We start from the raw sequence: 17,926 nt of genomic DNA on the forward strand, positions 1-17,926 counted from the left end.
CAGCCGGCTTATCTGCTGCAAAAATCAAGAAATCTGAGGGCAATGTCCTTCCTTTCGGAAAGCACAGGCACTCCGAAAACCGGAACTGTGGCGGCAAAAAAGCCCCCTTCCGATATGACTTTTGCATCTGTTACGATTATGCCAACAGGAATGGGCTCCTTCATCTCATCAGGATCGGGAACTTCAAACGCATCTCTTGCCACTACATCCGGCTTCCCCATAAGATCGGCTGCAAACTGCTCCATCTCATCAAGGGTTTCCTCTGAAGCTCTTTGGGTTATCTCTGAAGCTTCTTTGGAATCCTCAGAGTCCCCTTTGGTTTCTCCTGAAGCTCCTTCGTTTTCCTCAGAGCGCCCTTTGCTTTCCTCCTTACCGTCGGCTTCACTTAGAGACAGGATTTCCGTGTCCCCTGCCTCAAGGCTCTTCATTTTTTCTATTATATAACCGTCTATATAGTAGATCTTGTTTTCATCCTTATATCTCAGGAACTCTTCTTCACTTAGCACATCTCTCAGATCCGCAAAGGCTCCGTTCAGCGCATAATAGGTGAAGACCCCCGGATCTATGATCATGGCATCCAGGTCATGTGAAGCAAAAAGAGCTGTGATCTTGGCATTCTGAGCCATGGTGTACTGGCTGTTGACATTTGGATTGAAAGAAGCCGTTGTATCGATGACCACCTTCTCTTTTCCGCCATCTATTCCGGCATATTCCGAAAACCTCTTCTCCAATTCATCGGCGCTTACAGACATCTCCTGCCCGGAGCCGTTTAGAAACATGGCGTAGAATCCGAGAGGCTTATTGTTTATGACGGTTCTCAGTATGGAAGCCACCAGTATGATCACAACGACAGTAACGATGATTGGAAACTTGTAGTACTCAAATATATACTCAGCCTTCTGCCCTAAGGTCATGCGGCTAAGCTTCTTCTTTTCATTTTTTATTTCATTCTTTAATTTTTCGTTCATGCCTATAATTCCTTTTTTCAGGTTTAAAACCCATTATCTTCAGCTGATGTGTAATTCCCAAGCTATAGTATCAGAACGCCGAAAAAATATCCACTTTACCAATCGAAGGTTTTGATATACATTGTAGTTGAAACAGAAAAAAATAATTTTTAGCAGAGTAGGCAATCGAGCGTACAGTGCCCTTCGAACGGGGAGTTTGTCGGAGGGACGAAGCCAATGCATTGGCGCGGTTCGATAGCCGCATCCCGCTGCAGTGGAGTTTACCTCCTTTGTAGTCAGGGGCTGCAAAGGAGGTATTATTATGAAAAAATTCTCAACGAGAATTCTGGTAACCCTTTCAGTTCTTGTGGCTCTTCAGGTGATCCTGACAAGATTTTGTTCCTTCAATGCCTGGAACGTGAGCATAGGTTTCGGATTCACGGCACTTGTTATCGCCGGAATATTCTATGGACCCGCAGCCGGAGCCCTGGTGGGCGGTTTAGGTGATTTCATCGGTGCGGTGGCATTTCCGAGAGGTCCTTACTTTCCAGGCTTCACCTTGACCCAGATCCTTATGGGAGCTGTGTTCGGGCTTCTGCTCTATCAAAAGCATTCCTCAGAACCTTTATTTTCAAAAAGCTCTGCTTCAGATGCTTCGTCATTTTCCGGTAAGGCAGGTTCAGCTTCGCTGATCCTCCGTATAGTAACGGCAGTTCTCATTAACCAGTTTGTTCTGAGCCTCCTTATGAACACCCTTTGGATATCCATCATATACGGCTCAAGCTTCACCGGCCTTTTGGCCACAAGGTCACTGCAGGCAGTCGTAACAGCTCCGGTACAGATGATAATAATCTATACCCTTACAAACGTTCTGAAGCGTGCAGATATCAGAAACGCACTGGCAATCTGATGATAGAGTTCATAAGTCATGCTTAGGGTATGTATAGTTGCGAAAAACATACGTTTACAGGGGAGCCAATTAGATCTGTATCTGTATGCTAGATATAAATGGCTAAAAGCATGCGTTTATAGAGGAGCCGAATAGATTGACATCTGTATGTCAGATATAAACGGCGAAAAAACATGCGTTTATAGAGGAAATTTTTATGGACTGGAATGAAGCGATAGCTCTTTTACATGGCGCGGATTGGAAGCATGCAAAGATTGGTCTTGATCGCATGAAGGCTCTCATGAACGCTTTGGGCAACCCTCAGCAAATGCTTAAATTCATACATATAGCAGGAACAAACGGAAAAGGCTCCGCCTGCTCCATGATAAGGTCCATCCTCACAGAGGCCGGTTTAAAAACCGGTCTTTACATCTCTCCCCACCTCTTTAGTTTCAATGAACGGATCTCCGTAGACGGTACAGACATCTCCGATGATGACCTCATAAGGCTATCCGGAAGGATCAAAGCCGCTGTAACAGATCTCAATGAGGAACCCACTGATTTTGAGCTTATAACCGCCATGGCACTCTGCTATTTTCATGAAAAAGCCTGCGATTTCGTTGTTCTGGAGGTGGGCATGGGCGGCCGTCTGGATGCCACCAATATCATCGATGCCCCGGAGGTTGCCGCTATCATGAGCATCGGTCTTGACCACACAGAGGTCCTGGGGGGTACGGAAGAGCTGATAGCTCAGGAGAAAGCCGGCATCATAAAGAAAGGCTCCGATGTGGTTCTGCTGCATCAGAAGCCTTCAGTTATGGAGGTTATCTCTAAAATATTCCGAAATGTCAATTCAGATACCCAAGAACATGCAGCCATCACCGAGCCTTCATCACTCTCTATCCATTCCGGTACCTCAAGCTTTTTCAGTAAAGATGGCAATGTCATAGTCAGTGAGCCGTCTTCCCTTTCTGTTCATTCCGGTACTTCCGGCTTGTTCCGTAAAGGTGGCAATGTCATAGTCAGTGAGCCGTCTTCCCTTTCTGTTCATTCCGGTACTTCCGGCTTTTTCAGTATGGCAGGCAATATCATTATCACAGACCCCTCATCCCTTTCTGTTCATTCAAGGGATCTGTCCGGTCAGGTTTTTGATTACAGGGATTTCAAAAACATCAGGCTGTGTCTCCTTGGTGCTTATCAAACTGATAATGCATCCGTAGTTCTGGAGATCGTTTCCTGCTTAAGAGCTCGTGGCTATAAAATTTCCGATGAAGCAGTCCGTGCAGGCCTCATTAAGGCAAAATGGCCCGGACGTTTTGAACTCCTCTCTTCCGATCCTGTATTTATCGTTGACGGTGCCCACAATCCGGACGGCGTCATGGCGCTTATTAATTCCATAAGAACTTTTCTGCCCGGTAAAAAAATCTGTTTCGTCATGGGTGTCATGAAGGATAAGGATTATCACGAGATGCTCCGTCTCATCACTCCTTTTGCGGAGAGCTTCGTGACAGAGCTCCCATACAGCACCCGTGGTCTTGATCCCAAGGTTCTGAAAAAGGAGATTTCGGTCTATTTTTCCGGTTCTGTGGATGTGGCGGATTCAGTCACAGAAGCTGCGGACAAGGCCTGGGCACATGCAAAAAAAACAAACACTCCCGTCATCTGCTTCGGTTCGCTGTATCAAGTGGCTGACATCAGGAGTCATATTCAGGAAAAGGACTCGATTGACTCATTAACGTAAAAACTATGTTTAAGTCAATGATTCACAACTACATGTTTGACTCATTTAGGATTATTTTAAATTGCGGTCAGACAGGAATTCAAAAAATGTTGACTCAGATAACGGAAACCAAAATTTGAGTCATTCAGGCTCCGTCCTATGTATGACTCAGATAACGGAAACCAGAACTTAAGTCATTCACACACAGATCATCACATGACTCAGATGATGCCATATAGAAATTAAGTCAATCAAAAGGCAATAATCGTTCCTGCTATGTTACTCATGCCCCGGCTGAACTGTTACAATAAATTATGCCTATAGCCTTTACTAAAATAAATATATTTTGAATTGTCCTATCTATATGGTTAAATAAAGTTAATTCTGTCCTGTGATGGACTTATCAAGGATTTGTCAACTACACATGGTCAAAAAGCAGCGGAGTTCCGCCTGTTACAGACGAAAGGATCATCTATGAGAATCATCGATATATTAAGAAACGGCAAGGTAACATTATCCTTTGAGGTATTTCCTCCTAAAAAGCTTGAAAATTTCGAGTCCGTACAGCAGGCAACCGAAGAGGTTGCCGCTCTGCACCCAAGCTTCATGTCCGTGACCTACGGTGCCGGCGGCGGAACCTCGGAGTTTACCCTAAATATCGCAAAGAATATCCGTGACAAGCACGGAGTGGAGGTTCTCCCGCATCTTACCTGCGTTTCCTCCACCAGAGAGCACGTTCAAAACATGCTTTCAAAATTCACGGAGTACGGTTTCGAGAACATCATGGCTCTCCGTGGTGATATCCCGAAGGACGGAACTCCACATCATGACTATCATTACGCCTCTGAACTCATAGCCGACATCAAGGCTCACGGCGATTTCTGCATCGGCGGTGCCTGCTATCCGGAAGGCCATGTGGAGTGCGCCCACAAGGACGAAGACATTAAAAACCTGAAGAAAAAGGTGGATGCCGGCGTTGATTTCCTCACGACTCAGATGTTTTTTGACAATGCTGAGTTCTTTAATTTCCTCTACAGACTTCGTGAAAACGACATCCGGGTGCCAGTGCTTGCCGGTATCATGCCCATTACCAATGCTAAACAGCTGGGCAGATCTGTTGCACTCTCCGGAACCTCTGTTCCTACAAGATTCAGAGAGATAGTCGACAAATTTGGCGACCATCCCGATGCCATGAAGCAGGAGAGATAGTCGACAAATTTGGCGACCATCCCGATGCCATGAAGCAGGCAGGTATCATTTACGCAACCGAGCAGATCATCGATCTCATCGCCAATGACGTAAGGCACATCCACGTTTATTCCATGAATAAACCGGATATCGCTGAAGCGATACAGAATAATCTTTCGGAGATACTGAAGGTCTGAAGACGGGCAAATGGTATCTGTTAAGCCTGAGCTTATTTAATAAAGACCGAGGTTGGATCAAGTTTTGAAGGTAATCCTGTTCCGCCGGTTGACTTCTTTTGCTGTTTTCCGTGATTGCAGTCAACATGATAAGCGCTCATATTTGACCTAATATCCAATAATATTACTGACCCCCTGTTTTATGATTGAATTACGAACCAAAGAAATATATCGTTTTCTCGGATACCGGAACATTACTCCCTCTAAAGAGGTTGATGAAAGGATCCGGCTTTGTGTCGAGAAAATGCAGGAAGCCGCGGCTCCACGGTGCTTCTGCAGAAGCTTTCCGGTGAAGCAGACTGCCCCGGGTATCACCGAGATCGCAGGACTCCGCATCAGATCAAGGAATCTTTTCAAAAACCTGGAGGGCTGCGATCACGCCTATATGTTTGCAGCTACTATCGGCATGGGCATCGACATGCTCATAAAGCGGAGCGAGCTTTCGAGCCTCATGGAAGCCTCTATATATCAGGCGGCGGGGGCTGAAATGGTAGAGGCCTTTGCTGATTCTGAAATCAAAAAAATCAGGGCTCAGGAGGCAGAAAAGGGCTACCGGCTCCGTCCCAGATACTCTCCGGGTTATGGTGATCTGCCCCTTCAGCTTCAGACCGATTTTGCAAAGATCCTGGACATGCAGAAATGGTGCGGCATCAGCCTTACGGACACTCTCCTCATGGTTCCCAGCAAATCCATAACAGCATTTATAGGCTGCTTGAAGGCTGAGGCAGCTGAAAGTTCGCCCCACAGGGACGAGGACTATCTTGCCGACATCGTGAACCCAATCGAAGCCACAGGTCTTTCCGTAAAAGAGGCAACCGGCTCTCAGAATATCTGCCGGAATGCCCTTCCGGAAACCTCCTGTACCAATTGCAGTATGGCTTCCGGGTGTATATACAGGCACTGCTAATGGTCAAATACATTCTCATAAACAGCGAAAACTTGCGTTTACAGAGGAGACTTTTAATGCGAAAAAACATACTGGAACGTTTAGGAAAAGAATGGATATTTTTTGACGGAGGCACCGGCTCCATCCTTCAGGAGAAGGGACTTCAGCCGGGAGAGCTTCCGGAAACCTGGAATCTTTCACACCCCGAAGAGATCATTGAACTTCATCTAGGATATCTCAATGCCGGATCCCACATCTTCAACACCAACACCTTCGGTGCAAACCGGCTGAAATTCCGGGACAATCTTGATGAAATAGTTACTGCTGCCGTGAACCTTGCAAAGGAAGCAAGAAAAAGATCCGGTCGGGAGGAGGATGCTTATATCGCCCTGGACATCGGTCCAACAGGAAAGCTGCTTAAACCAATGGGAGACCTTTCCTTTGATGATGCAGTGGACATCTTCGCCGAAGTTGTCCGCATAGGTGCCCGTGAAGGCGCAGACCTGGTGCTCATCGAAACCATGAACGATTCCTATGAGGCCAAGGCTGCTGTCCTTGCTGCTAAGGAAAACTGTGACCTTCCGGTTTTCATAACCTGCGTTTTCGACGCATCAGGAAAAATGCTTACCGGCGGCGCTCCTGAATCAGCCGTTGCCATGCTGGAGGGCTTAGGTGTTGATGCCCTCGGTACAAACTGTTCTCTCGGTCCTGAACAGATGATTCCCATTGTGGAACGTCTGGTGAAAGCCGCCCACGTTCCGGTTCTGGTAAATCCCAATGCAGGTCTCCCGAAATCCGTGGATGGGCGGACTGTCTATGATGTGGATCCGGAGGCATTTGCAGGCTTCATGAAGACCATAGCAGGTCTCGGAGCTGTGGGTCTCGGGGGCTGCTGCGGCACCACCCCTCAACACATCAAAAAGGAAATTGAAGCCGTGACTTCTCTTCCCTTCCGGGCACCGAAGCCGGAGGCTCATACCGTTATCTCCTCCTTCTCTCAGGTTGTGGAGATCGGCGGCGGCGCAAAGCCTGTAATCATCGGCGAACGCATCAACCCTACAGGAAAAAAGCGCTTCAAGCAGGCTCTTGTGGAGCATGACATCGATTACATCGTGGATCAGGGCTTACAGCAGGAGGATGCCGGCGCTCATGTGCTTGATGTTAATGTCGGCACCCCGGAAATAGACGAGGCAGAGCTTCTTGACGAAGTCCTCACCAGACTTCAAAGCGTGCTGGCGCTGCCCCTTCAGATTGACACCTCAGATCCGGCAGCCATGGAGCGGGCACTTAGACATTATAACGGAAAGGCTCTCATCAATTCCGTAAACGGCAAAGAGGAGGTAATGCACAGCGTATTCCCTCTCGTGAAGAAGTACGGCGGAGTCATCGTTGGGCTTGCTCTCGATGAAAACGGGATCCCTGATACTGCCGACGGTCGTATCACTATCGCAAAAAAGATTTATGATACCGCGGCATCCTACGGAATCCCTAAAGAAGATGTGGTTATTGACGGGCTCTGCATGACCATATCAAGCGATCCACGAAGCGCCCTTGTGACACTTGAAACTATACGACGGATCCGGGACGAGCTTGGTGGAAATTCCATTCTGGGAGTTTCCAACATAAGCTTCGGACTTCCAGCAAGGGAGCTTGTGAACTCCTACTTCTTCGTCATGGCACTTCAGAACGGACTGTCCTGTGCCATCATTAACCCGAACAACCAGGCGATGATGCAGGCCTACAGGAGCTTTTGCGCCCTTACCGCCCAGGATGAGAACTTCCTTGATTTCATCGGTGCCTACAAGAATTACAAAACCCCGGATAAGCGGGTTTCCGAGGCAGTTGATGCCTGCCGCTCCCGGGTGTTAAACGCCCTTGGCATATCAGCCGGAGACGTTAAGCCTTACGACCGTCTCCCAGTGGGTAATGCTTCCTTCGAAGCATCAAAGGGAGAGTTTTCGGGGATTTCCGGTGGTGCTGGTACAGGTCCGACCGGAAGCTCCGGTAGTTTAAGCAGAGATCAGAACGGAAGCTTCGGTGCGTCCGGAGGTACTTCATCTCAGATACTTCCACCGGGTTCATCTCCGACCGGTTCTTTGTCAGGCAGCGGTCAGAGCCATCACTCAAAGCTCATGGAAGCCATCGAACGTGGAATGGCAAAACCTGCAGCTGCCGCAACAAAAGAGGCGCTCATGACAAGGTCTGCTCTCGATATCATTAATCAGGATCTGGTTCCGGCCCTGGATATAGTGGGAAAAGGCTTTGAAAAGGGAACCCTTTTCCTGCCCCAGCTTCTGATGGCAGCCGATGCCGCAAAGGCGGCCTTCACGGTAGTAAAGGAATCTATGTCCGACAGCCCGCAGGAATCAAAGGGCATGGTCATCCTGGCCACAGTTAAGGGAGACATTCATGACATCGGAAAGAACATAGTGAAGGTGCTTCTGGAGAACTACGGTTATGATGTGATCGATCTCGGAAAGGATGTGCCGCCGGAGACCATAGTTGAGACTGCCCTTCACCAGGACGTAAAGCTTGTGGGTCTCTCCGCCCTCATGACAACCACTGTCGTTAATATGGAGGAAACCATCAGGCAGCTCCACGAAAAAAAGCCCGACTGCAAAATAGCAGTGGGCGGCGCGGTCATGACGCAGGATTATGCCGACAGGATAGGTGCCGACTTCTACGGGAGCGATGCCATGGCAACGGTACGCTATGCGGATGAGCTTTGTGAAAAGGGTTTGCTGTGATATGGGTGTGGCTATAGTTCTCCTTTAACACTCACGTCTCAAGCCATCTAAGAAAACAGGAGGTCAAAATGAAAAAAAAGATATCGATGCTGCTTGGTATCGCCCTTATGGTATCCGGGTGCTCTGCCACCAATATTCCGGAAGTGACCACAAATACCATCAGTAACACTGAAGAGTCCGAAGCTCCTGAAGCAGCGGAAACAGGCCTTAAGGATAAGGTACTTAAAAACCTTCCGACCAAATGGGATCTTACGGATCTTTATGCCGATAAGGAAGCCTTTGAAGCCGATATGAAGCGGGTTGAAGAACTGCTTCCGGAGATCGAAGCCGAGAGAGGAACTCTTAACAGTGCAGAGGGTATCTTAAATGATATGGAAAATCCCAAGCTTATGGAAATAAACGATATCCTTCATAGAGCAGGTATGTACTCTTCTTTTCTTGACGCCCTTGACGCGACAGACTCCTGGGCAGGAACTGTGCGCGCAAGATACAATGAGGTCCTTCAAAAGCATCTGATGGCCTATGCCTTTTATGACCCTGAGATCATGGAGCTGCCCCTTGAAAAGCGTAAGGAAATCTTTTCGGATAAACGTCTTGAGCCCTATGCATACTCGTTAAAGAGATTTACGGATCCTGAATATGTGGTACTGTCTGAGGATGTCCAGAAGGCTGTAGCACTCCTTAGCCCCGCAGTCAACAGCTATGATACTCATTCTATATTTGATAATGTTGAGCTCCCGAGGCCTTCATTTACCTACCCTGACGGTACTGAGGGAACACTTACAGATGAAGAGTATTCGAGGATCATGGAAAGTCCTCAGTATGATCATGAATTCCGTAAGGAGATATACGGACTCCGTAATGCCATGAGACAGCCCTATGCCCATACCTACGCTTCTCTTTTGGAAGGAGCAATAAGAGGAAACTGGGCCGGAGCCCAGATGCACGGATTTGATTCAACTCTTTCCGCAGCGCTTTATGATTCAGACGTAGACCAGCAGGTTTACGATAAGATAATTGAATTTACACATGATATGCTGCCAAAGGTGTATGAATATTATGAGACTAAGAAGGATCTGCTTTCCCAGGATGAGATCATGCTCTGTGATCTTCAGCAGTCGGTTACGGATTATTCGCCGAAAAAGATTTCCTATGAGGATGCCGCAAATATAGGAAGAAAAGGCATTTCGGTATGGGGGGATGAATACCTTGAAGTTTTTGATAAGATAATCGAAAGTCCTCATATCGACGTATATCCTACAGAAACCAAGAGGTCAGGGGCATTTGAATACCTGGATGGAGATGTGACCACTCCCTACGTCCTCTACAATTTTAACGAGTCTGAGTCCTATATCTCCACCTTGGTCCATGAAATGGGTCATGCTGTTTACAGTGAGTTTTCTGCGGAAAATCAGAACAAATATAACAATACCCCCGGAATATTCACTCAGGAAGTAGCATCAACCGCCAATGAAATCATGTTCCATAAATATATGATCGACAATGCCAAGTCAAAGGACGAGAAGCTTTACTGGCTTGACAGTGAGATCAACCTGTTCTTAAGTACGATCATGAGACAATGTCTGTATTCTGAATTTGAGGATTATTGTTATAAAACAATCGAAAAGGGCGGTTCCCTTAATGCGGATGACATGGCTGATAAGTGGATGGAGCTTCAGAAGCTTTATTACGGTGACGGAATGACTCTCCTTGAGGATTCGGGCATTGACTGGGCAAGGATCCCTCATTTTTACTATGATTACTATGTATATAAATACGCTACTTCTATCACATATGCAGCTTCAATATGCAAACAGGTGGAGGAAAAGGACCAGGGAGCGATAGATGCCTATATCAGTTTCTTAAAGGCAGGCAAATCAGCATCTCCGGCAGACCTTTTAAGAATAGCCGGTGTGGATCCTCTGGAGGACGATACATATGAATCGGCAGGTAAACTCATATCTGAGCTTATCGATGAGTATATCAAAACCGCAAAATAAACATTTCATATTCAAGAAGAAAGGAGTTTGATACATGAAAAGAGAATTCAAGGATTTGGCCATTTTTGAGCCGTACGAGTACCTGAACAACGAAATAACGGGAGACTACGATGAGGCTCATGCCGTGAAGTGCGTGAACGGCACTTTCGTCGGAACCGAGGAACACGGGATCGCATCGTGGCTGGGCATCCCCTACGCAAAGCCTCCTGTGGGCGAACGCCGCTTCAAGGCACCGGAGTACGTGGACGCAGATGACCGGATTTTCGAAGCAAAGTACTACGGAAAGGGTGCTTACGGCTCACTCGGCTATGACGATTGCATTCAGAGGCTGGTCTCCGAGGACTGTCTCTACCTGAACATCTGGGTCAACACCGACGATAAGACCGAGAAGAAGCCGGTAATGGTCTGGATCCATGGCGGCGCTTACGTTGTCGGCTCAGGCTCCCAGATCTCCTACACCGGAGCCAACCTCATCCAGGTGCATAGTGACATCATCTTTGTGAACATTAACTACCGCCTGAACATGTACGGCTTCATGGATTTCTCGTCAGTTCCCGGCGGCGAAAACTTCAAGACAGCACCCTGCAACGGCCTGCTGGATCAGGCTATGGCACTCAGGTGGGTGCATGAGAACATCGCAGCTTTCGGCGGTGACCCCGGAAACGTGACCATCTTTGGACAAAGCGCCGGCGGCGGCTCGGTTTCTATCCTGCCGGTCATGAAGGAGGCAAACCAGTATTTCCAGAAGGTCATAGCCCAGAGCGGTTCCACCGGTCTGGCATTCCCCGTGGACTGTGAGTCTGCGCAGGGCAAGACTAAGGCTCTGCTTAAGTACACCGGCTGCAAGACCATGGACGACATCATGGCTCTGTCCGAAGAGAAGCTTCAGGAGGCATATGTCGAAGCAGTGGGCAAGTTCACATCCTGCCCCTACTACGGAACTGAGGTGCTTCCGGAAGCACCCGTCAAGCTGTACCGTAAGGGCTACGCAAAGCACATATCCATCATGGCAGGCAGCACGGCTGACGAAGCAAGGCTTTTCATGGGCGAGGGGCCGTGCCTGAACATGGAAGAACAAAAGCTCTTCGCCAGCCGCAGCGTAGGTGACGCAGTGCCCTACATTAAGGATGAGGACAAAAAGTATTACGAGGAATTCAAGCGTGTCTGCAGGACTCCGGAGCCGGGACTTATGGAGACAGAGTTCATAAATGAGCTCATGTTCAGGGTTCCCATGCTCCAGCAGCTCGACACACAAAGCCCATTCAACAAGACATTCTGCTACTACTGGTCGTATCCGGGCAGCAATGCGGATGTGGGAGCAGCACATTCAGTAGAGCTTATGTTCGTGTTCAACCTTCGCGGAATGGGAACCAGCAGCACCTTCAACGGCACAAACAACTCCGATGCGATTTTTACCACCGTTCAGCAGATGTGGACCAATTTCGCACGCTGCGGCAACCCTTCAACAGACAAGGTTGAATGGAAGACATACTCTGCTGACGACCAGAACGTTATGGTCATCGCAGGACCCGGTGACATGCATATGGAAAAAGGCCTTCTGGCTGACCAGTACAAGGCAGTACTCCCCTTGACCGGCTACTACCAGTTTATGGATAAGTACTTTACCCCCGGATACCTTTTAGATATAGTAGCCGCACGGGAACAGAAAGCCTAAGGCCTGATGAAAATATAGACTTATTCCGGTAAAGAAAAATAGAAATTGGAAATCCCCGTCAGAAGTATAAATCTGGCGGGGATTTCATTTTATTAATATTGAAGATACCCGCCGTCATGCCCATTGAGGCAGATCCACATGCAGGACTTTTTTCTTTAAAAAGCTGTCAAAGACGGGAATTTGTCAACATAAAAATATCCCCACAGTATTCCGTCTATTCATGTCGGACAAACTGTGGGAATCACTTTATTCTCAATCCTCATCGTCTTCAAGAATATACTCGCTTTTCCCAAACAATACCTTCATATAATCGCTTCGTGAGAACAGCACCCTTGCAACCTCGATCACATCACCGTGGATTCTGTAAAATGCCATATACTCCTTAAATGTCACATAATACAGTCCCGTAAACTCGCCCATGTATGTGAGCGGACTACCTGTCTTAGGATACTTCTTCTTTTGTTTCAAGACATTACGAAGATCTTCCACATATTTGCCCGCTATATCAAAGTTTTGCGACGCCTCCCAGACTTCATCCCACACACGATCCAGATCATCTTCAGCGATCGGAGAGTATTTAAGTTGGTAAATCATATTTAACCCTCCGCTTTCTGTTCCATTAGCATCTTTTCCTTCTGCTTACGCCTCTCAATAAAATGTTTATCAAGATCTTCATCAGAGAGCCAGCCTTGTTCTTCTCCAGATTGTATACCCTTGTTTATCTCGGTCAGGAGTCTTACCATCGCCCTCGCCTTTTCAAATTCCTCATCATCCTCTATGCTGTGAACGCTAAACTGACCATGACCATTTTTAGTCAGATAAACAGGAGCGTTTGGTTTTACTTTTTCAAGTACCTGTCCATAATTTCTTAGTTCGGATACTGGTGCTATCATCGGCATATCAATCCCTCCTCAATTAAACATGATTGGTTTGAATTGCCTTTATTATAGCGTATTCACAGAAATCAGTCAACAAATTATTCGAATAATTCGTCGAACATTTTTAGCAATAATTCCCGATAAGAAACGGCGAAATTGGATCATGTATTTATTATCATCAAGTATCACCGCCTCAAAAGAATCTGCTGATTACCAGCTCATGGAATCAGTATATCACGGCATCATCTGCAGTGTAGCCATCGATTGAACCGGCCTTAACCTGGATACATGCGTAGCTAAGCTCTGAATCATCAGCCGCAAAGAACTGTCTCTTTCCTTCGGGTGAAATCTTGACTACATCGCCCTTCTTCCTGAGAAAGTCCCTGTTATAGGTGGAGAAATTTCGAAATCCGCAAAATAAAATTTCATGATATATTTATAAGTGTGTATTTTGACGAACATATAATAATCATTATTACGAGGTACGCTATGTTAAATTTCGCAAGTGACTATACAGAAGGCTGTCATCCCAAGGTTCTGGAGGCTCTTGTCAGGTCCAATATGGAACAGCTGACAGGCTACGGTACAGATGCCTATACAGAGAGTGCAAAAGAAAAAATCCGTGATTTCATCGGTTGTCCCGAAGCAGAGATATTTTTTCTGACAGGCGGCACACAGACCAATCAGACAGTTATCGATACCACTCTTCGTATGTATGAGGGTGTTGTATCCGCACAGTCCGGTCACGTAAACTGTCACGAAGCCGGAGCTATAGAATATACAGGTCACAAGGTTATGACTCTTCCAAGTCATGAAGGAAAAATGGATGCCGGGGAGTTAGACAGCATGGTTCAGGGATTTTACGCAGATTCCGACCATGATCACATGGTTTTCCCGGGCATGGTCTACATCAGCCACCCGACAGAGTATGGCACTCTTTACACAAAATCAGAGCTTAAAGCCATTTCGGAGGTATGTAAAAAGTGGAATCTTCCCCTTTTCCTTGACGGCGCAAGACTTGGCTATGGTTTAACAAGCAAAACCACTGATGTAACTGTAAAGGATATTGCCGGGCTTACAGATGTCTTTTATATCGGCGGCACCAAGGTTGGTGCACTCTGCGGAGAGGCAATTGTATATCCCGGAGGAAATGCCCCCAGGCAGATGGTCACCTTGATAAAGCAGCATGGTGCGCTTCTCGCAAAGGGAAGATTAAACGGCGTACAGTTTGATGCATTATTCACAGATGGACTGTACACTGAGATAGCGGGAAACGCTATCGAAAGAGCTGAAGAACTGAAGAAGGTATTTACCGACAGAGGCTACAGATTCTTCATAGACTCTCCTACCAATCAGCAGTTTATCATCATGCCGAAAAAGACCCTTTCTGTTTTGGATGCTGCCGGAGTAATATACAGTACCTGGGAGCCCTATGATAAGGATAACATGGTAGTCCGATTCTGCACCTCATGGGCCACAACAAAAGAACAGATTGAAGCATTGGCAAAAATACTTGTTTAAGTTGAACACAGCACCCCTACCGGCATCAACATAGTTGAGCCGGCAGGGGTGCTTAATTAGTGTATGCTCAGTAACCGCCTGATTTTTTCACGTTGGTGTCAGGCACCAATGTTCCTTTAATCCAGGATGCTATATTTGTCCATCTTAATATGCTGTTTTTTGCCGCACAATTAAGGAATAATATCTAAAACAATCAGCAGTTACCGCCATTTATCCTTGCATCAGATTGTAAGGTCTGATATTGGACATATCAACAATCTTACCTGATAACTTAAGCATATCTAGATCATACTGATTTTGAATGTTCAGCCAGAACTGCGGTGTTGTTCTAAAGTACATTGCAAATCTCATAGCAGTGTCTGCTGTAATCCCCCTCTTTCCGGTTATAATATCACTGATTCTTGACTGAGGAATGTGTATCTCCTTGGCAAGTCTATATGCTGTTACATTCATTGGTCCAAGAAACTCTTCCTGTAATACTTCTCCTGGTGATATAGGCTCTAAATCCATCATATAAGTCACCTCCTTAGTGATAATCACCTATTTCTTGAATGATCACATTTCCATTATTCCAATAAAAACATATTCGATATTGATCATTAATTCTAATACTATACTGCCCCTCTCGATCACCTTTTAATTCTTCAAGATGATTCGACGGAGGCACTCTCAAATCATTGATACTTGCAGCCGAATGAACCATTACAAGCTTTCTCCTCGCTATCTTTTGTATGTCTTGAGGCAGCTTTGTAGAGAATTTCATATTCCATATTTTTTCAGCTTCTTTGTCATGCCATTCCGCTATCATTTACTTCTGTTCTCCATAAGTACTTCTGCTTTGAAGATACACGCTTTAATCAATTTTGTCAATTTCTTATTTCTTATCCTTATTCATTTCTTATTTCTTAGCATGATTTACTCATGTTCCGCTACTGTGTCGATCACGATCATCTATGTGTTATGCGGCTGAAAGATTCCATCGGTCTTGCCAAACGTCTTGAAAAATCAGACGCTGATTCTTATGAAGGCATGGATGTCATCTTGGGTAATCCCAAAGAGGGTACTACTGACGTGACCGTACGTGTGATAGCAGTAAAGCTTGACTCAGGTGCTACAGAATACCTTGCCACGTCCTCAATAAAACTGTTTAAGCTTTGATTATGTGAGATAGCATAAATGCCTGCTGCGCCATCATACCGTTCCTTCAAACAGAACTTTATCTCCGATCTCTACCCTCTTTACTCCCTGTTCTTTATTTTTGTTGAAATTAAAACTAAGCATATAGCCGGTATTCAGATTCCAATAATCCAGATATTCACTGATCTGCTTTTCACCTTCTGCATTATACCTTTCCCCGCGCCATATCTTAAGTTCTATGATGTACTGCTTCCCCAGGTAATCGACGATCACATCTGTTCTTGTCTGGTCTCTGGTCTGTGCTTCGATATAGTAGTTTCCGGTTCCATTTATGATCGGTTTCAGATACAACAGAAACTGTTCTCTGCCATCTTTCTCTTTGAAGCGCTCCACCAAAGGTCCGCATATTTCAGTGTACGTCTTAATGAACTTTTCCAATATCAGGCGCATGTTAAGTCTACCCTCTGTGATGAACTGATTCTTTGCAAGTTCACCCTCTCGAGAGAAAACATTACTTTTTAGTTCCTCATCTGAAAGGAAAAGGTTATATAGCCTTGTTTCAAATATTCGATTAGCAATTCTCACTGTGTTATGGTCATTCCGGATCAGGCCATACATCTGCATCTGCACGATATCTTCCTGATCCGGATTCCATGTAAGCCTGGTTCCCTCCATCAGTATGCCTCTGATAGAAGCTTTCAGATACGGATAGTTATTCAGGTTCTTGGTCAATGTCTGAAATAGTGTATTATTTTCTGCAAGAAGTAACTTGACAGCTTCATCTATGCCACTCTCTGTCCACGCTTCAGACAGGCTCATTGTTTTGCTGACTTCTTCATCCAGCAGTTGACAAATTCTGCTCACGAGAAAAGGATAACCATTTGTATAGTCTCTGATACTTTTGGCCATGACCGCTGTATCCATCCCGGTATGATGGTCTACTTCATACTCATCAAGCATCCCTTTTATACCGTTTTCAGACAAACTCATATCTATCGTAAAATCGGCTGCTATATTCCACGGACTATTTTCCTTATGTTCATCCTCCGGTCTGATCTTTGATCTTATGTGTTTCACATCCGTCACTCCGGCAAGGATGACTGATTGAAATGCTTTCTTTTCCGGATCATCTTCCCGTTCCAGATAATCCGCTCTTAACTGTGCAAGAAAATCAAGAAATACCTGATTGTTGGTTGCTGTATCCACTTCATCTATAATCAACACCACAGGCTTTTCGGAACCTTCGCACCACTCTGTCAGAGAAAAGAATAACTCATCAAGCACTGCTTTATTCTCTTTTCTGGAAATATATTCTTGTAATTCCGCTTTTAATGTTCCAGGAATTGGAAGACTCTTTCCGCGTACCAGTATCTGACGGCAAAAAGCCTGTACAAATTTTTCTTCAGTCCTAAAGCTTGCAGCACTTATCTTCTGAAAATCAAGGCTAAGCACGTCATAGTCTGGTTTCAGATATTCCGTCAGAGCTTTTATAGTTGTCGTTTTCCCATATTGTCTCGCCCGGTTGATTGTAAAATACTTACCATCATCTACAAGCCTTTTTATTTCCTTCACCCTCTCGGAGAGATCTACCATATAATGCTTTGATGGTATACATACCGCTGTTGTATTAAACTTTTTCATCACTCAAATATCCCTCCACACGAACCCTGTCAACAATCATTCATCACTTTTGATTATAACATAAAAACTGTGGCCGTTTTATTCCGGTCACAGTTTTTCAATCTCATGTTATTCATTTTATGGGTCGAGTAGATGTAAGAGGTCGAGTAGACAGGGGGATTGCTCCCTCTGCCCCTCACAGAATTCCGGACATGCAGATTTCCCGCATCCGGCTCTTTACGAGACTCATTCCTCGTATACTATCATGCGTAGATACTCACGTATATTTTTGCTTCGGCTAAGGGGTGAGTGTAATCTAACATCTTAAGAAAATCCACCCAATTGTAGCTTTTCTTCTGACTACGTCTGTTGAGCCAATAGAACAAGCTCTTCATCACCTCATACCTAAAAGCTTTAATACTCCTTGAGTTATCTGAAATCCCGTAGTAATGGAAATAACCAACCAGTATCTCGTTTAGCTT

At 45.8% G+C, this 17,926-nt stretch carries 15 protein-coding genes, 1 pseudogene and 1 riboswitch; of the genes and pseudogenes, 9 read left to right on the forward strand and 7 right to left on the reverse strand.

All coding sequences use genetic code 11. From position 1 onward, the window contains the following. Positions 1 to 8 precede the first annotated feature (8 nt). On the reverse strand, positions 9 to 968 hold the full coding sequence (locus G625_RS0111340; protein ID WP_029201209.1) for a hypothetical protein: 960 nt from the start codon (positions 966 to 968) through the stop codon (positions 9 to 11). Between the two features lie 151 nt (positions 969 to 1,119). Then, a riboswitch (THF riboswitch) is annotated at positions 1,120 to 1,221 on the forward strand. Positions 1,222 to 1,269: 48 nt separating this feature from the next. Between G625_RS0111340 and G625_RS19610 the strand changes: the two genes are divergently transcribed. The 7 genes and pseudogenes from G625_RS19610 (at position 1,270) to G625_RS0111380 (ending at position 12,288) form a co-directional block, all read left to right on the forward strand. Then, complete coding sequence (locus G625_RS19610; RefSeq protein WP_044932467.1) at positions 1,270 to 1,857, forward strand: folate family ECF transporter S component; 588 nt, start codon at positions 1,270 to 1,272, stop codon at positions 1,855 to 1,857. A gap of 196 nt (positions 1,858 to 2,053) precedes the next feature. Further along, a complete protein-coding gene (locus G625_RS21365; RefSeq protein WP_029201210.1) occupies positions 2,054 to 3,577 on the forward strand; it encodes a bifunctional folylpolyglutamate synthase/dihydrofolate synthase in 1,524 nt (507 codons plus the stop codon). A 453-nt stretch (positions 3,578 to 4,030) separates the two neighbouring features. Beyond that, positions 4,031 to 4,941, forward strand: a pseudogene (locus G625_RS19625) (methylenetetrahydrofolate reductase). A gap of 181 nt (positions 4,942 to 5,122) precedes the next feature. Further along, positions 5,123 to 5,887 (forward strand): vitamin B12 dependent-methionine synthase activation domain-containing protein, encoded by a 765-nt coding sequence (locus G625_RS0111365; protein ID WP_029201211.1) that lies wholly within the window; start codon positions 5,123 to 5,125, stop codon positions 5,885 to 5,887. A gap of 56 nt (positions 5,888 to 5,943) precedes the next feature. After that, positions 5,944 to 8,613: a homocysteine S-methyltransferase family protein gene (locus tag G625_RS0111370; protein WP_029201212.1), complete on the forward strand. Its 2,670-nt coding sequence runs from the start codon at positions 5,944 to 5,946 to the stop codon at positions 8,611 to 8,613. Positions 8,614 to 8,681: 68 nt separating this feature from the next. Next, positions 8,682 to 10,613 (forward strand): M3 family metallopeptidase, encoded by a 1,932-nt coding sequence (locus G625_RS0111375; RefSeq protein ID WP_029201213.1) that lies wholly within the window; start codon positions 8,682 to 8,684, stop codon positions 10,611 to 10,613. A 34-nt stretch (positions 10,614 to 10,647) separates the two neighbouring features. Then, positions 10,648 to 12,288, forward strand: coding sequence for a carboxylesterase/lipase family protein (locus G625_RS0111380; RefSeq protein ID WP_029201214.1), 1,641 nt, complete (start codon positions 10,648 to 10,650; stop codon positions 12,286 to 12,288). A 252-nt stretch (positions 12,289 to 12,540) separates the two neighbouring features. On the opposite strand, the gene G625_RS0111385 is transcribed toward G625_RS0111380, so the two are convergent. Both G625_RS0111385 and G625_RS19630 read right to left on the reverse strand, forming a co-directional pair. Next, a complete protein-coding gene (locus tag G625_RS0111385) occupies positions 12,541 to 12,882 on the reverse strand; it encodes a type II toxin-antitoxin system RelE/ParE family toxin (protein WP_029201215.1) in 342 nt (113 codons plus the stop codon). 2 nt (positions 12,883 to 12,884) lie between these two features. After that, positions 12,885 to 13,187: a hypothetical protein gene (locus tag G625_RS19630; protein WP_044932471.1), complete on the reverse strand. Its 303-nt coding sequence runs from the start codon at positions 13,185 to 13,187 to the stop codon at positions 12,885 to 12,887. Positions 13,188 to 13,655: 468 nt separating this feature from the next. Here G625_RS19630 and G625_RS0111400 point away from each other — a divergent pair, with 468 nt between their 5' ends. Continuing rightward, positions 13,656 to 14,687, forward strand: coding sequence for a threonine aldolase family protein (locus G625_RS0111400; RefSeq protein WP_029201216.1), 1,032 nt, complete (start codon positions 13,656 to 13,658; stop codon positions 14,685 to 14,687). Positions 14,688 to 14,897: 210 nt separating this feature from the next. Here the strand turns inward: G625_RS0111400 and G625_RS0111405 are convergent, their stop codons facing one another. Both G625_RS0111405 and G625_RS0111410 read right to left on the reverse strand, forming a co-directional pair. Continuing rightward, positions 14,898 to 15,200 (reverse strand): HigA family addiction module antitoxin, encoded by a 303-nt coding sequence (locus G625_RS0111405; protein ID WP_029201217.1) that lies wholly within the window; start codon positions 15,198 to 15,200, stop codon positions 14,898 to 14,900. A 13-nt stretch (positions 15,201 to 15,213) separates the two neighbouring features. Further along, positions 15,214 to 15,495 carry a type II toxin-antitoxin system RelE/ParE family toxin gene (locus G625_RS0111410; protein WP_029201218.1) on the reverse strand — a complete coding sequence of 94 codons (282 nt, stop codon included), beginning with the start codon at positions 15,493 to 15,495 and terminating at the stop codon, positions 15,214 to 15,216. 152 nt (positions 15,496 to 15,647) lie between these two features. Between G625_RS0111410 and G625_RS0111415 the strand changes: the two genes are divergently transcribed. After that, complete coding sequence (locus G625_RS0111415; protein WP_156885104.1) at positions 15,648 to 15,845, forward strand: hypothetical protein; 198 nt, start codon at positions 15,648 to 15,650, stop codon at positions 15,843 to 15,845. A 33-nt stretch (positions 15,846 to 15,878) separates the two neighbouring features. Here G625_RS0111415 and G625_RS0111420 read toward each other — a convergent pair whose 3' ends face one another. Next, complete coding sequence (locus tag G625_RS0111420) at positions 15,879 to 17,465, reverse strand: AAA-like domain-containing protein (RefSeq protein ID WP_084152871.1); 1,587 nt, start codon at positions 17,463 to 17,465, stop codon at positions 15,879 to 15,881. 242 nt (positions 17,466 to 17,707) lie between these two features. Further along, positions 17,708 to 17,926, reverse strand: a 219-nt coding sequence (locus tag G625_RS21980; protein WP_029201221.1) for a group II intron maturase-specific domain-containing protein, incomplete at its 5' end; no start/stop codon positions are given.

It is taken from the genome of Oribacterium sp. NK2B42 (assembly GCF_000424445.1).
Classification (GTDB): Bacteria; Bacillota; Clostridia; order Lachnospirales; family Lachnospiraceae; genus Oribacterium.